Genomic DNA, 13872 nt, shown 5'->3' on the forward strand with positions numbered 1-13872 from the left:
CATGCGCCGTCGCACCGTGTTGTCGTTCGCCGCGGTGTCGGTGGCGGGGCTCGTGCCCCTGCGGACCGCGGCGCGGGCGGAGGCGGCGGAGGCGGCGCGGGCCCTCGCCCCTGGCGTCACCCTCGAACGCTCCACCTCGGCCGGACCCGTCCGCCAGGTGCTCGTGCGCCTGGCCGCCGGGGCGTCCACGCGGCCGGTCCTGCTCCAGCAGACGCTGAGCTCGCCGCGGACACCGGCCGAGCTGGCCTCCGCGGCCGGTGCGGTCGCGGCCGTCAACGGCGACTTCTTCGACATCGACCGCACGGGGACCCCCGACGGCCCGGTCGTCCTGGACGGCCGGGCGGTCAAGGCGTCCGCCGACCCGCAGTGGGCCGTGGGGCTCGAGGGCGACGGGACGGGCTGGCGGGGCCGGGTGGGACGGGTCGTCCTGCAGGGTTCCGCCGCGGTCGGCGGACGGTCCTTCCCCCTCGCCGCGCTCTGCACCCGCACCGTGCCGGCGGACGCCCTCGTCCTGTTCGGGCCGGCGTGGGGCGCCGGGGACCGCTCGCTGACGACGGTCGGCGGGGTGGAGCTCGAGGTGCGCGGCGGCGCGGTGACGGCCGTGCGCGCGCCGGGACCGGTGCCGGTCCCCGCCGACGGCGGGGTCCTCGTCGCCTCCGGAACCGTCGCGGCGGCTCTCGCGAGCACGCCGCTCGGCACCCCCGTCACCACGGACGTGCGGGTCCTCGACGACGCGCTGCCGCCGGGTGCGGGCGGGTTCGCCGTCGGCGCCCGCCTGGAACTCGTGCGCGACGGCGCCCTGGCCCCGATCGACGGGGCGGACCCGACGTGGGCCGCGCTGCGCGCCCGGAGCGCGGTGGGCTGGACGGCGGCCGGGGACCTGCTGCTCCTCACGGTCGAGGGCGGGACGGCCCGGTCGGTCGGGGTGACGGCCGTCGAGACGGCGCGGCGGATGCTCGACGCCGGCGCCCTCGGGGCGGTCATGCTCGACGGCGGCGGATCCGCGCAGCTGGTGGCCCGGGTCTCCGGCGACGCCACGGTGACCGAGGCCGTGGTGCCCTCCGACGGCGCCGCGCGGCCCGTGGCCCACGTCCTGGCCCTCGTGCCCGCCGCCGCGGGGCCCGAACCGCGCTCGGTGGTGCTGCGCCCGCTCACCCCCACGGGGGAGGCCGTCGCCGTGTTCCCCGGACTGGGCGCGCTCCTGCGGGTGGTCCCCCTCAGCGCCTCGGGGGCACCGGCGGCCGGCGTCCCCCTCGTGCAGGTCGCCTCGGGTGCTGTCGCGGTGCAGGACCGCGGCGCCGACGAGGCCGGCGGTCTCCGCGTCGCCGTCCGGGGCCTCGCACCGGGTCCGGCGACGCTGCGGGCCGTCCTGGGCGCCGCCTCCGGGTCCCTCGACGTCCAGGTGCTCGACCCGGTGGCGCGGCTCGGCACCGACCGACCGCTCGTCCTCCCCGCGGCGGGGTCGACGGTCGACGTCGTGGTCACCGGCCGCGACGCGGGCGGCCGGACGGCGGCCGTCGACGCCGCCGACGTCCTCGTCGGGACCGACCGGTCGGTGCTCACGGCCCAGGTGCTGCCCGACGGCCGGCTGCGGCTGACCGCCGTGGCGGGCGGTCCCTCCTCGTCCTGGGTGCGGCTCGCGGCCGACGGGGTCGTCGCCGACGTCCCGGCGGCGGTCGGGACCCGTGCCGTCACGGTGGACCCGCTCGCGGACCCGTCCCGCTGGACCGTGGCGGGCGTGCGCGCCGACGCCTCGGTGCGTTCCGTCGACGGACCGGCCCTGCGGCTGGCCTTCGACTTCACCGTGCGGCCGACCGAGCCGGGGACGGCGACCGCGGCCCTCGTGGCGCGCGTCCCCCTGCCGGTCCCGCGCGGTGCGACGGGTCTGGCGGTGAGCGTGCGCGGCGACGGGGCCGGCGGGTGGTTGCGCGGGGTCGTCCGGGTCGACGGGGCGAGTCGTCCGCTGACCTTCGCCTCGCGGGTCGGTGCGACGGGCTGGCAGCGGTTCGTCGCCGACCTGCCGCCGTCGGCGCGGGAGGTCCTCGTCGAGCGGCTGTACCTGGCGCAGACGTCGGTGGCGGCGCGGGGCGCCGGTGCGCTGGACCTCGCGGGACTGGAGGCGCAGGTGCCGCCCCTGCCGTCCGGCGCCGGGGACGTGTCCCGGCGGTCCCGGCCCCGTCGCTGAGCACCCGCGGGGGCTCGACGGCGAGTACCATTGGCACTCGAACGACCCGAGTGCCAGCGGGTCCTGGACTTCCACGGAGATCGCGTGCCCACCTACGCCTACGCCTGCCAGTCCTGCGGACACTCCTTCGAGGTCCGCCAGTCCTTCAGCGACGACGCCCTGACGGACTGCCCGGAGTGCTCGGGATCCCTGCGCAAGCTGTTCAACAACGTCGGCATCGTCTTCAAGGGATCCGGCTTCTACCGCAACGACTCCCGCTCCTCCAACGGTTCGTCGGGCAGCTCCTCCGCGAGCTCGGACAAGGCCTCGGAGAGCAAACCCGCCTCCTCCGACGCGAAGCCGTCGGCCTCGTCGTCCTCCTCGACGTCGTCCTCCTCGTCCTCGTCGTCGGCCGGCTCCTCGAGCTCCTCGTCCACAGGCGGGGCCACCTCGGCCGCCTGAGGTCGCACCGGTCTCCACAGGCCGCCTGGGACGCCCGCCGTCCACAGGCGGCCTGTCGCGTTCGGCGGCTCAGCGTCCGGCGCACCTAGCGTCGCGCCGTGCCCGCCACCCCTCGCGACCACCTCGACCGCCACCTCGACGACCTCGACCTCCCGTTGCCCGCTCCCCCGCCCCGCGGTCCGCTGGCCCGGCGTCGCCGCCGCCTGACCCGGCGCTGGCTGTCGGCCGGGCTGGTCGCGGCCGCCGGCGGCGTCGCCGTGGCCACGCTGGCGCCACCCGCCCCGGTGCAGGCGCGGGTCCTCGTCGCCGCGCGTGACCTGCCGACCGGCGCGGTCCTCACCGCCGCCGACGTCACACCCCAGGAACGGGACGACGCCACCGTGCCCGACGGGACCCTGGGGGCCGCCGCCGTCCTGGGGGCGGTCCTGGCCGCGCCCGTCCGGCGCGGCGAGGTGCTGACCGACGCGCGCACGACGACGGGCCCCCTGTTGGCGGGGCAGCCGGCGGGGACGGTCGCGACGGGGGTCGAGGTGGGCGACACCGCGCTGCTGCAGAGCCTGGCACCGGGCGCCCGGGTGGACGTCCTGGCCCGGACGCAGGACCCGGTGTCGGGGGCCGCGACCGGGGCCGAGCGGATCGCCGCCGGGGTCGTGGTGCTGCGGGTCCCGGCGCCGCCGACCTCCGGCGGGCTGCTCGGCCCGTCCGGGTCGCAGGGTCCTGCGTCGGTGCTGCTCGCCGTCGACCCCGCCACGGCGGCGCGGTTGGCCGCGGCGGCGGGCCGGACCGTGGTGACGGTGCGGTCGTGACGTCAGTCCAGGCGCGGGGTGGCGCCGGCGTGACGGACGCGCAGCAGGTCCAGGACGGCGTCGGCCGTCATGGGTCCGCCGACGTGCTCGCCCTGGGCCGTGTGGCACCCGAGCGCGGCCAGCGCCCGCTGCGTGGGCGCGTCGGTGACGCCCTCGGCCACGACCCGCAGCCCCAGTTCGCGGGCCATCTGCACGGTGGAGCGCACGATGACCGCCCGGGCCCGGTCGCTGGTCATGCCCGTGACGAAGCTGCGGTCGATCTTCAGCTCGTCCACCTCGAGGTCCATGAGGTAGGCCAGCGACGCCTGGCCGGTGCCGTAGTCGTCCACGGCGACCGAGCAGCCGAGCGCCCGCAGCCGGCGCACCACGGCCCGGGCCCGCGCCGGGTCGGACACGATGCCGGTCTCGGTGATCTCCAGGACGAGGGCGCAGGCGGCGACCGAGTGCCGCCGCAGACCGTCGGCGACGAGGGCCGGCAGGTCGTGGTCGGTGAGCAGCCGCGCCGAGAGGTTCACCGAGACGCTCGGGGTGAACCCGGCGGCGCTCCAGCGGGCGGCGTCGGCGAGGGCCTGGTCGAGGACGACCGCGGTCACGCCGGCGATGAGCCCGGACTGCTCGGCGAGCGGGATGAAGCGGTCGGGACCGACGGGGCCGAGCTCGGGGTGGCGCCAGCGGACGAGGGCCTCGGCCCCCACGACGACGCCGGTGTGCGCGTCCACCTGCGGCTGGTAGCGGACGAACAGCTCGCCGCGCTCGACGGCCCGGCCCAGGTCACCGAGGAGCCGCAGGCGTTCGATGCTGTTGACGTCGCGGCGTCCGGCGTACGTGCACGCCCGGCCGCGCACCTCCTTGGCCTGGTAGAGGGCGACGTCCGCGCTGCGCAGCAGCGAGGTGGCGCTGGTGCCGTGCTCCGGGGCGAGCGCCACACCGACGCTGGCGGGCAGCAGCACCTGCAGCTCCCCGACGCGCATCGGCCGGGACATCTCCTCCACGACCGCGAGCGCCAGTCCCTCGGCCTCGAGGCGGTCGGAGACGAGGAGCCCGAACTCGTCCCCGCCGAGCCGCGCCACGACGGCGTCGGCCGGGGCCTGCGCGGTGAGCCGGCCCGCGACCTCGCGCAGCAGCGCGTCCCCGACGGGGTGCCCGAGGGTGTCGTTGACGTCCTTGAAGTGGTCGAGGTCGACGACGAGCAGGCCCGGACCGAGGTCGGCCCCCTCCCCTCCCCGCAGGGAACGCGCGGTCGCGGCGAGGAACGCGTCGCGGTTCGGAAGCCCGGTGAGGTCGTCCACGAGCGCCCGCCGCTCGTGCCGGCGGGCGACGGCGGCGCTGACGAGCATCACGGACAGGGGCACGCAGACGAGCACCAGCAGCCAGGGGCCACCCTCGGCGCTGACGACGACCACGGGCGCCGAGGCGAGGACGGCGAGGGTGAGCAGGAGACCGGAGGCCGAACCGGCCCGGACCAGGCGCCGTGGGGACCGGACGACGATCCGCCGGGAGGCGTACCGGGCGAGGCCCTGCGCCAGCAGTCCGGCCGCGCCCGCCGCCAGGACCGAGGGCCAGTCGGTGGGGTCGCGCAACGCGGGCCCGTCGGTGGCGGAGGCCCCCACGAGGAGGTCGAGCACGACGCCGCAGACGAGGACCCCCACGACGGAGGTCGCGACCGCGACGACAACGGCCTGGGGGCCGGCGCCGCGGCGCACCTGGCGCACCAGTGTGGGGACGGCCCGCACGAGGAGGGCCAGCGCGAGGGGGCCGAGGGCGACGAGCGCCACGAGGAAGCCCCACGCGAGGGGTGGCGGCTCGCCCCGCCCGCCGGTGCGGCGGGTCACGGGCCGGGACTCGGCCACGAGGACGACGGCAGCCAGGACGAGGGCGAAGCGCGAGGCGTGCCACGGCGCGGGGGCGGCGAGGGCGGCCAGCACCGCGACGGACAGGACCGCGACCGCGACGACCACGGCCAGGAGGTCGAGCGCGAAGGGGACGTCAGGACGCGGCCGAGCCGGGCGACGCGTCGGGGAGATGCGGGGTGCGGCGAGGGCAGCCGTCGTGCGCTGCACGTCCCACCTCCCGCCACCGGACCCGGACCCCTCGGACGGACCGGGCCGGCGCCCCCCGTTCGGGGGAGGACAGGCGGCGGTCCGCGCCCATCATGGGGGTCGAGACGGCGCGGCAGAAGCTCTGAGTGGGCAGGAGACAGGACTTTCGACCGAGAGTCAGTGTGGTTGAACGTTCAGTCAGCAACGTGTGTCTCTGTGCACATCACGGATGACGGAGCGTGTTCCCGTCGCCACCGATGCGGTACTCGGCCCTGCTCCGCGCTCAGTCCCAGTGCGGCGGGCGCTGGGACAGGTACCAGTCGTCGTCCAGCCCGGTCCCCGAGCGCTCGCCCCACCCCTCGTCGCGGTCGTCGGCGGAGCGCTCGTCCTCCAGCGGGACCTCCCGGTCCTCGTCCCCCGGCCCGGCCGGTGCCGGGCTCACGGCGCCTGCACCCCGCTGCGGTCGAGGTCGACGGCCGGTGTCGCGGACGTGCGGCCCCCCTGGGGCAGGACGTGACCCTTCGGTCCGTCGGAGCCCGCCAGGTCGACCATCCACGGCAGGTCGTGGCCGGTGTCGGCCAGGGCGTCCCGCCACAGGCCCGCGACGCGGTCCGCCTCGGCGTCGGCGTCGGCGAAGACGTCCGCGGTGAGGACCCGCACGTACCGCCAGCCGCGGCGCTCCAGCTCGGTGGGGCCGTCGACCTCGCGGTCGACGACGTCCCCGCTCGCCCACGTCGCGTCGTCCAGCTCGACGACCAGGGCCGGGCCGGCGCCCGCCCGGGCCCGGGCGTCCCGGACGACGAGGGCCAGGACGCGGGAGGTGCCGACCTGGCACTCGACCGGCAACCCGATCCGCCGGCACGCGCTCGCGAGGCGACGCACCACCGCGTCGGCCCCGGGCTGCTCGGGGCGTCCCGACTCGGCCAGGACCTCCTCGCGCTCCCAGGCGCGCGCGGCGCGGTCCAGCAGCGCGCGTCCGTCCTCCTGGTCCTCGGCGTCCGCGCCGGAGCTCCAGCCGGAGTCGTCGAGGACGAGGGTGGTGCGCAGCCGGCTGCGGGTCAGGGCCATCCACGCCTCCGCGCGGGCGGTGGCACGGCCCTCGGCGGCCCCGGCCTCTGTTCCGTCGTCGTGGGCGGCCCCCAGCGCGGGCCCGTTGAGGACGGCGTCGGTGACGACGAGCACGTGGTCGCGGCGCTCCCCGGTCCAGCGGACCGGCGTGCCGACCAGCAGGGGCTCACGCCCGACGGACAGCGGCAGGCCCCGGTCGAGCGCCTGCCGCCGCACGGTGTCGGCGAGCAGCTCGGCACCCGCGGCGTCGGGCACGACGACGCCGAGGGACTCCTCGGGGTGGGCGCTCAGCGCCGCCAGCGCCGTCTCCAGCACGAGGTCGACGAGCGCGTCGGGGCCCCGCCGCGCCCCCGGCGGGCGGTCCGACGTCCGGGCGGTGGCCCGCCCGTCGTGCCCGGGGCCGGGCAGGGAGACCTGCGCCGCCGGGGCGGGGACACCGGACAGCAGGGTGTCGTCCAGCAGGGCGTGCTGGCGGTCCAGCCGCAGCGTGGGCAGCACGCCCTCCACGTCGGCGAAGAGGCTGTCCCGCACCGGTCCGGGCACGGTGTGCTCGTCGCGAGCGGTCGGCAGGTCGGCCGGACCGGGCAGCTGCGGGTCCCCCACGACGAGGACGCGCGCGGCGCGGGACAGCGCCGGCAGCGCCGCCGCCGTCGTCGTGGACTGGGCCCCGAGCAGCACGAGCAGGTCGGCGTCGTGGACCTCGTCCGCCAGCCGGGCGACCCCCGCCGCCGACAGCGCGGTCACGGGCAGCAGGTCACCGGGGCGCCCCGACGCCTGGGCCCTCGCGTCGAGGGCGGCACGCACCCGCGCCGCCTGGCGGCCGCGACGGGCCGCGACGGCGAGCTGCAGCTCGTACCGGGCGGTGCGCAGCGCGGCGGCCTCCCCCGTGCCGACCAGCGGGTCGACCATCGAGACGGCGTCCAGGACACCCGCCCACCAGGCGCGTTCCACCTCCGAGGGCAGGTGCAGGCTGCCCGGTCCGCCCCAGCGGGCGCGCAGGTCCTCCAGGAGCCCGCCCCAGCCGGCCCCCTCCAGCTCGTCCAGCAGGACCGTCCGGCGGGGCAGCGGGCCGAGCGCCTCCGCGTCGGCCGCGAGCGCGCGCAGGAGGGCCGACAGCTCCGGCAGCTGGACGTCCTGCAGGGACGTGGCCCCCAGGTCCGTCCACGAGCGGGGCGGCAGCACGCGAGCGAGGTCGTCGAGCTCGCGCCGCACGGCGGCCACCGCGGCGATGAGCGCGTCGAGGTCGTCGGGGACGACGGGTGCGTTGTCCCGCACGGAGACCCGCTGCCACCGCAGGCGCTCGGACCGGGCCTGCTGCAGCCACTCGTGCAGGGTGGCCCAGTCCCCGGCGGAGACGTCCGGGCGCAGCAGCGCCCGGGCCTCCCGGCGCAGGCGCCAGCGGCGCATCCAGCCCTGCCGCACCTCGTGCTCGCGCCGCCACTGGGGCGTGGCGGTCGCAGCCGCGACGTCGCCGAGGGACTGCCCGAAGACCTCGGCGCCGAAGCGCCCGATGGTCGTGCGGACCCCGTCGAGGAGCTCGGTGCGCTCGGCGGCCTCCGCGACCGACGCGGCGCCGCGCAGACCCGCTGCGTCGCAGACGGTCGCGAGCAGCGCGCGCAACGCCGGCAGCCGCTGGCCGATGAGGTTCTCGACCCGCTCCAGGGCCTGCTCGGCGGCCTCGGGCGTGCGCAGGTCCGCACCGGCCCAGGGCGTCGTGCCGGGGCCGACGTCGAAGGCCCCGAGGTCGACGGCCTCGACGAGGCGGTCGGCCCAGCCGGCGACGTCCTCGCGCGCGCAGGACGACAGGTCCGCACCGCGCAGCCGACGGCTCGTCGTCGGCGGCTCGGGGCGCTCGGCCAGGTCCAGCAGGGCGCGCATGGCCTCGGCCGCGCTCACACCCCACGGCTCGCGGAGGCGGTGCAGCGCGGTCGCGTGCTCCTCGAGGGCGCGGGCGGGGCCGGCCACGTCGGGGTCGGCGCCGGGGGCGCCGCCGGACGGGGCGGCGGCGTCCAGACGCGCGCGCACCTCCCGGCGGGCCGCGTCGAGCTGGACGGAGGCGTCGTCGGCCGAGGAGTCCAGGTCGGCCACGAGGTGCAGCAGCAGGCGGCCGAACCCGTTGTCCCGCAGGCGCTCGTCCACGGCGCGACGGTCGGCGGCGGAGTCGGCGACGAGGAGGACGCGACGGCCCGCGGCGACCTCGGAGGCGATGACGGCCGCGGCGACCTGCGTCGCCCCGGTGCCGGTGGGGGCGTCCAGCCGGACGTCCTGCCCGGACAGCACGGTCTCCACGACGCGGCGCTGGGCCGGGTCGAGGGCGAGGCCCTCGACCAGGTCCGGACCGGTGTCCGGGGTGCTCGCGTCCTCGTCCACCGGCCCGGCCGCGGCCAGGGGCTCGACCGGGCGGCGGCCCGCGACGGCGGCGACGACGCGGTGGTCGCGCACGAGCCCGCCCCGGCGACGCAGGTCCGCCAGCAGGTCCGCGCCCGGGTCGGCGAAGGTCGCCAGCAGCAGCCGGCGCTCGACCCGCAGCCCGCGCACCCCCGCGAGCTGGCGGCGCAGCTCGTCCATGGCGGGGTTGGGGTCGAAGCCCCAGTGGGCGCCCACGGCGGCCGCGATGCGGCGCGTGTCGAGGTCGACGCCGAGCTCGGCGCGCGCGACGCGGACGAGGACGGGGTTCACGATCACCTCGGGGGCCAGCTGGACGACGAAGTCGTCGAGCGCCTCGGTCGCCGGGCTGAGCGTGCAGCGGCGCAGCAGGACGGGCGTGCGGCGCGGGGCCCGCAGCGCGGCCGGGGCGGCGCCCTCGGCGAGCGTCGCGGCGTCGGGTTCGTCGGCCATGGACCAGCCGGCGATGCCGACGGCGACGGCGAGCGACCGGGTCCCGCGCTGGGCCAGGAGGGCTCCGGCGAGGCGGTGGGTGGTGCGGGCCCGGCGGCGGGCCTCGGCGAAGGCCCCCGCCTCGCGCACGAGGCTGGTCAGGGGCGCGGGACCGCCCGCGAGGAGCTGGGCGAGGCCGGAGGGGTGCGCGGTGGTCAGGTCGAGCACGGCGTCGGTCCCCACCGGGCAGTCGAGCAGCGCCGACGTGCCCCCGAGGACCTCCGCCTCCGCCCACCAGCGCCGACGCGTCGAGTCGGGACCGGTCGCGGGAGAAGACGTCACGCGGTCAAGGTTAGGCGTCGCCCGACGTGGATCGGGTCAGGTGCGCGGCTCCTGCGTGCCGCCGCGCGCGAGCGGCACCGCGGGTACGGGAGCGGCCCCTCGCGACAGGGCCACGAGGGTGACGTCGTCGCGGGCCCGGCCGCCGCTGAAGCGCCGGGCGACGTCGAGGGCCTCGTCGACGAGGGCCTGCGGCGTCAGTTCCGGCAGCCGCCCGAGGGCGTGCAGGACGCCGGCGATCCCCAGCTCGTCCGTGCTGCCCGTCGGCCGAGCCTCGGTCAGCCCGTCGGTGTAGACGACGAGGACCGAGCCCGGGGCCAGCGACGTCGTGCGGGTCTGCCAGGCGCCGGGCACGTCGAGGTGCAGCCAGGACAGCAGCGGACCGGTGGCGTCCAGCTCGGTCACGACGCGCACCCCGCCGGACTCCTCGTCCGTCCGCAGCACGACGGGGGCGGGGTGGCCGGCGTTGGCGTAGGAGACGGTCCCGGAGTCGGGGTCGACGACCACGACGACGCAGCTGGCGAACCGCTCGGCCTCGTCGGCGAAGACGCGGGCCGCCATGGCCAGGGCCAGGTCGGGTTCGGGCGCCAGGTGCAGGGCCGCCTCGAGCAGCCGCTTGAGCTGGATGGCGACGATGCCCGCGCGCGCCCCGTGGCCCGAGACGTCGGCGACGACGACGGCGAACCGGCCGTCCGCCAGCGGCAGCACGTCGTACCAGTCCCCCGCGAGCAGCCCCTCGGCCGGGCGCAGGGCGGCGGCCGAGGACCAGCCCGGGACCACGGGCAGGTCGTGCGCCGTCAGCTGGTCGCGGACCTCCGCGACCAGGGGCTGCCCCTGCTGCAGGGCCTCGCGCGCCGAGACCGCGTCGGCCAGCTCGTCGAGGATGCGGCGCCGCATCGTCTCGGCCGAGGCCGCCACGGCCGCGAGCTCGGGCGGGCCGGGGAGGGTGATGGGCTTCTGCAGCTCCCCGCCCGCCGCCTCGAGCAGCTGCGCCGAGAGCGACCCGAGGGGATGCAGGACCCACCGGCGGACGAGGTAGAGGACGGCCGGGACGACGAGGAGCGTCATGGCGGCGACGGCCAGCTGGACACTGCGGATCCGGTTCCGCTCGGCCTCCAGGCTCAAACGGGACGTCCGCTCGAGCTCCCGGACGCTGTCGTTGAGCGCACCCAGGTCCCGGTAAGTGCTCTGGAGGGCTTGCACCGAGGGGTCGTCGAGGATCGACCGGCTCAGGCCGGCTGCGTCCAGGTTCGCCTTGAAGGACGCCTGACGGTCTATGACGCTGCGCCAGTAGGCGGCGTCGTCGAGCACCCGGGTCAGGTCCTGGCGGACCGAGACGTCCAGAGCCTCGTCCCGCGACTGTCCGACGAGCGGAGTGCGGGCGTCCTCGTACTGCTGCAGCGCCTTCGTCCGGTTGGCCTGCTCGGCCGTCTGCCGCGCCGCGGTCGACGACGTGATGTAGAGCTGGTGGGCTGATTGGGCTTGAACGATGCTGCGGGAGAACGTGTCGACCTCGCGGGAGAGCTGCGTGCCGGACTCCTCGGGGTCTCGCGCCGAGGTGGTCAGCCAGAGGCTGCTGAGGAGCATGAAGACCGTGAGGACCAGCACGATCGCGAGGAAAGACACCCCCATGACCGACACGCGGCGCTGGAGGGTCGTGCGCGTCATGAGCCGGTGCCAGGCGCTCGCCACCCCGCTCAGCTGCCCCACCCCCTCGCGCGCATCCGCCGGCGTGGATCACCGGTCGGTCGGCACACACCTTGTCATCCCCGGTCCCGCCGGGTCACCCACCCGTCCCACGCGCACGCCGCGCAGATCGTTCCCGGCAGGCGCATCGGCAGGTCGGTCGGCGGCTGCCTCGGCGGGCGGCACCGCGGGTGACGCGGTAGGGGTGGTCGGGTGAACGCCGCCCTCCCCCAGCCCGCCGGACTCGTCCTCGTCCGGCACGGGCAGTCGACGGGGAACCTCGCCGACGCCCACGCCCGCTCGACGCACGCGGAGGTGGTCGACGTCGCCGAACGCGACGCCGACGTGCCGCTGTCCCCCCTCGGCCGCGCCCAGGCCGAGGCGGTCGCGCGCTGGCTGTCGCAGGACCCCGCAGCGCCGCCCGTCCCGGAGGTGCTGGTCTCCTCGCCGTACCTGCGCGCCCACGACACGGCCCGCGCGATCGCCCACGAGCTGCGGGCCGCCGGTCACGACGTGGAGCTGCGCACCGACGAACGCCTCCGCGAACGCGACCTCGGCTGGTGGGACGGGCTGACGGGCCTCGGCGTGCGCGCCCGCTTCCCCGAGGAGGCCGAGCGGCGGCGGCGGATCGGCAAGTTCTACTACCGGCCCCCGGGTGGGGAGAGCTGGTGCGACGTCGCCCTGCGCGTGCGCAGCCTGCTGTCGAGCCTGCGCGAGGAGCACGCCGGCCGGCAGGTGCTGCTCGCCTCCCACCAGGCCGTCGTCATGAACTTCCGGCTCGTCCTGGAGGACCTCGACGAGGAGTCGGTGCTGCGGCTGGACGCCGAGGAGCCGCTGGCCAACTGCTCGGTCACGGCCTACCGGGGCGAGGCGGGGCGGCTCGTGCTCGACCGGGCCGGGGACACGACCGCCGTGCGCGACGTCCGCGTGACCGACGACGCGGTCGACGACGAACCGCGTGACGTGCAGCCGCGGGGGTAGGAGATCGACGTGACCACCGCTCCCCCCTCACCCGACGCCAGCGCCGACGCGACCACCGTCACCTCCGCCGTCCTGCGCGCGTGGCCGCTCCCCCCGCCCGGCGTCGGGAAGGAGTCGCGCGGGCGCACGGTCGTCCTCGGCGGCAGCGTCAAGACGCCGGGAGCGGTCCTGCTGGCCGCGGAGTCGGCGCTGCGCTCGGGGGCGGGCAAGCTGCAGGTCGCCACGACGGCCGGCACCGCCGTGGCCCTCGGCGTCGCGTTGCCGGAGGCGCTCGTCCTGGGGCTGCCCGAGACGGGCGAGGGCGGGATCGACCCGGTGTGCGCGGACGACGGGGAGCTGACCGAGCTCGTCGGCGGGGCGCACGCGGCCCTGCTCGGGGTGGGGGCCGTCGGCGAGCGGGACACCCGGGCCCTGCTGGAGGCGGTCGTGCCGGCCCTCGACACGACGGTGGTGCTCGACGCGCTCGGCCTCGCGCCGGTGACGGCCGACGTGTCGTTCCTGCACCACCTCGACGGGCGGGCGGTGCTGACGCCGAACCTGGCGGAGCTGGCGATCGTGCTGGACGCCGACCCCGAGGAGGTCGAGGGCGACGTGGGCGCCGCGGCGCGGGAGCTCGCGCGGCGCAGCCGGTGCACGGTGGCCGCCGGCGGGGGCGAGTCCTGGGTCGCCGCGCCCGACGGCCGGTGCTGGCGGGACGCCTCCGGCGGGGCCGGGCTGGGCGTCTCGGGATCGGGTGACGTGCTGGCCGGGATCGTCACGGGCCTGTGCGCCCGGGGCGCGGACCCCACCCAGGCCGCCGTGTGGGGCGTCCACCTCCACGGTCGGGCGGGTGACCGCCTGGCCAGCGCGGTGGGGCGGCTGGGGTTCCTGGCGCGCGAGCTGCCGGGGCAGGTGCCGGCCGTGCTCGCCGAGATCGAGGTCTGAGGGGACCCGCGGGTCAGGCGAGCAGCGCGGCCGCGGTCGGGACGACGTCGGCGGCCGGGACCGCGAGGCGCCAGCTGGTGGAGGACCGGTTGGCGCACGCGTCGGGGTCGCCCTCGGCGCCGGACCACGTCTGCGGCTGTGCGGTGACCTTCCACGCGTCGCCACCCTGCTGGCGGGCGCGGGCGGCCAGCGCGGAGTCGCCGGCGCGCAGGGCCGCGGAGACGATGACGTCCACGGCGCGACCCAGGGAGCGCACGTCGTAGAACGGCACGGTGCACCCGCCGTCGGCGACCTCGGTGGAGACGAGGATGCAGCCGGACTCCACGAGGGCGGCGTGCAGGGCCGCGACGGCTGCCTGCTCGCGCGGGGCGCGGCGCGGGGCCGGGACGCGGGCGTGGTCGACCGGGCGAGCGGTGGTGACGGACATGCGGGGCTGCTCCTCGAATGACGGCGACGGCCGGGTGTCGGCGTCCCCGTCGACGTGGTCCGACACCCGAGAAGGCCATCGGTCGGTGTTCTGTACGGCTTGAGTGTAGGCACCCGTTCGGCCCGTCGCCGACCACGCCCCCTGCCCGTTCGCCTGCAG

General features: G+C 77.6%; 10 protein-coding genes and 1 pseudogene. 5 read left to right on the forward strand and 6 right to left on the reverse strand.

Features of this window, described 5'->3' with window-relative positions:
- Nucleotide 1 precedes the first annotated feature (1 nt).
- Nucleotides 2-2185: a phosphodiester glycosidase family protein gene (locus tag AB1207_RS14305; RefSeq protein WP_367639053.1), complete on the forward strand. Its 2184-nt coding sequence runs from the start codon at nucleotides 2-4 to the stop codon at nucleotides 2183-2185.
- 84 nt (nucleotides 2186-2269) lie between these two features.
- A pseudogene (locus AB1207_RS14310) lies at nucleotides 2270-2410 on the forward strand (FmdB family zinc ribbon protein); the annotation flags it as partial.
- A 14-nt stretch (nucleotides 2411-2424) separates the two neighbouring features.
- On the opposite strand, the gene AB1207_RS14315 reads toward AB1207_RS14310, so the two are convergent.
- Nucleotides 2425-2613 carry a hypothetical protein gene (locus tag AB1207_RS14315; RefSeq protein WP_367639141.1) on the reverse strand — a complete coding sequence of 63 codons (189 nt, stop codon included), beginning with the start codon at nucleotides 2611-2613 and terminating at the stop codon, nucleotides 2425-2427.
- Nucleotides 2614-2724: 111 nt separating this feature from the next.
- Between AB1207_RS14315 and AB1207_RS14320 the strand changes: the two genes are divergently transcribed.
- A complete protein-coding gene (locus tag AB1207_RS14320) occupies nucleotides 2725-3432 on the forward strand; it encodes an SAF domain-containing protein (protein WP_367639054.1) in 708 nt (235 codons plus the stop codon).
- A 2-nt stretch (nucleotides 3433-3434) separates the two neighbouring features.
- On the opposite strand, the gene AB1207_RS14325 is transcribed toward AB1207_RS14320, so the two are convergent.
- From AB1207_RS14325 to AB1207_RS14340, 4 genes are all read right to left on the reverse strand, one after another.
- Nucleotides 3435-5492: a putative bifunctional diguanylate cyclase/phosphodiesterase gene (locus AB1207_RS14325; protein WP_367639055.1), complete on the reverse strand. Its 2058-nt coding sequence runs from the start codon at nucleotides 5490-5492 to the stop codon at nucleotides 3435-3437.
- Nucleotides 5493-5754: 262 nt separating this feature from the next.
- Entirely contained in the window at nucleotides 5755-5913 is a 159-nt protein-coding gene (locus AB1207_RS14330; protein ID WP_367639056.1) for a hypothetical protein, read from the reverse strand.
- Nucleotides 5910-9698, reverse strand: a complete 3789-nt coding sequence (locus tag AB1207_RS14335; RefSeq protein ID WP_367639057.1) for a hypothetical protein — start codon at nucleotides 9696-9698, stop codon at nucleotides 5910-5912. The genes AB1207_RS14330 and AB1207_RS14335 overlap by 4 nt, the downstream gene beginning before the upstream one ends.
- A 36-nt stretch (nucleotides 9699-9734) precedes the next feature.
- Nucleotides 9735-11387 (reverse strand): PP2C family protein-serine/threonine phosphatase, encoded by a 1653-nt coding sequence (locus tag AB1207_RS14340; RefSeq protein WP_367639058.1) that lies wholly within the window; start codon nucleotides 11385-11387, stop codon nucleotides 9735-9737.
- A gap of 207 nt (nucleotides 11388-11594) precedes the next feature.
- Between AB1207_RS14340 and AB1207_RS14345 the strand changes: the two genes are divergently transcribed.
- Both AB1207_RS14345 and AB1207_RS14350 read left to right on the forward strand, forming a co-directional pair.
- Nucleotides 11595-12362, forward strand: coding sequence for a histidine phosphatase family protein (locus tag AB1207_RS14345; protein WP_367639059.1), 768 nt, complete (start codon nucleotides 11595-11597; stop codon nucleotides 12360-12362).
- Between the two features lie 9 nt (nucleotides 12363-12371).
- Entirely contained in the window at nucleotides 12372-13286 is a 915-nt protein-coding gene (locus AB1207_RS14350) for an NAD(P)H-hydrate dehydratase (RefSeq protein WP_367639060.1), read from the forward strand.
- Between the two features lie 13 nt (nucleotides 13287-13299).
- On the opposite strand, the gene AB1207_RS14355 is transcribed toward AB1207_RS14350, so the two are convergent.
- Nucleotides 13300-13713, reverse strand: a complete 414-nt coding sequence (locus AB1207_RS14355) for a hypothetical protein (protein WP_367639061.1) — start codon at nucleotides 13711-13713, stop codon at nucleotides 13300-13302.
- Nucleotides 13714-13872: the final 159 nt, after the last annotated feature.

Origin of the sequence: Kineococcus endophyticus (assembly GCF_040796495.1) — a bacterium.
In the GTDB taxonomy this organism is placed as follows: domain Bacteria; phylum Actinomycetota; class Actinomycetes; order Actinomycetales; family Kineococcaceae; genus Kineococcus; species Kineococcus endophyticus.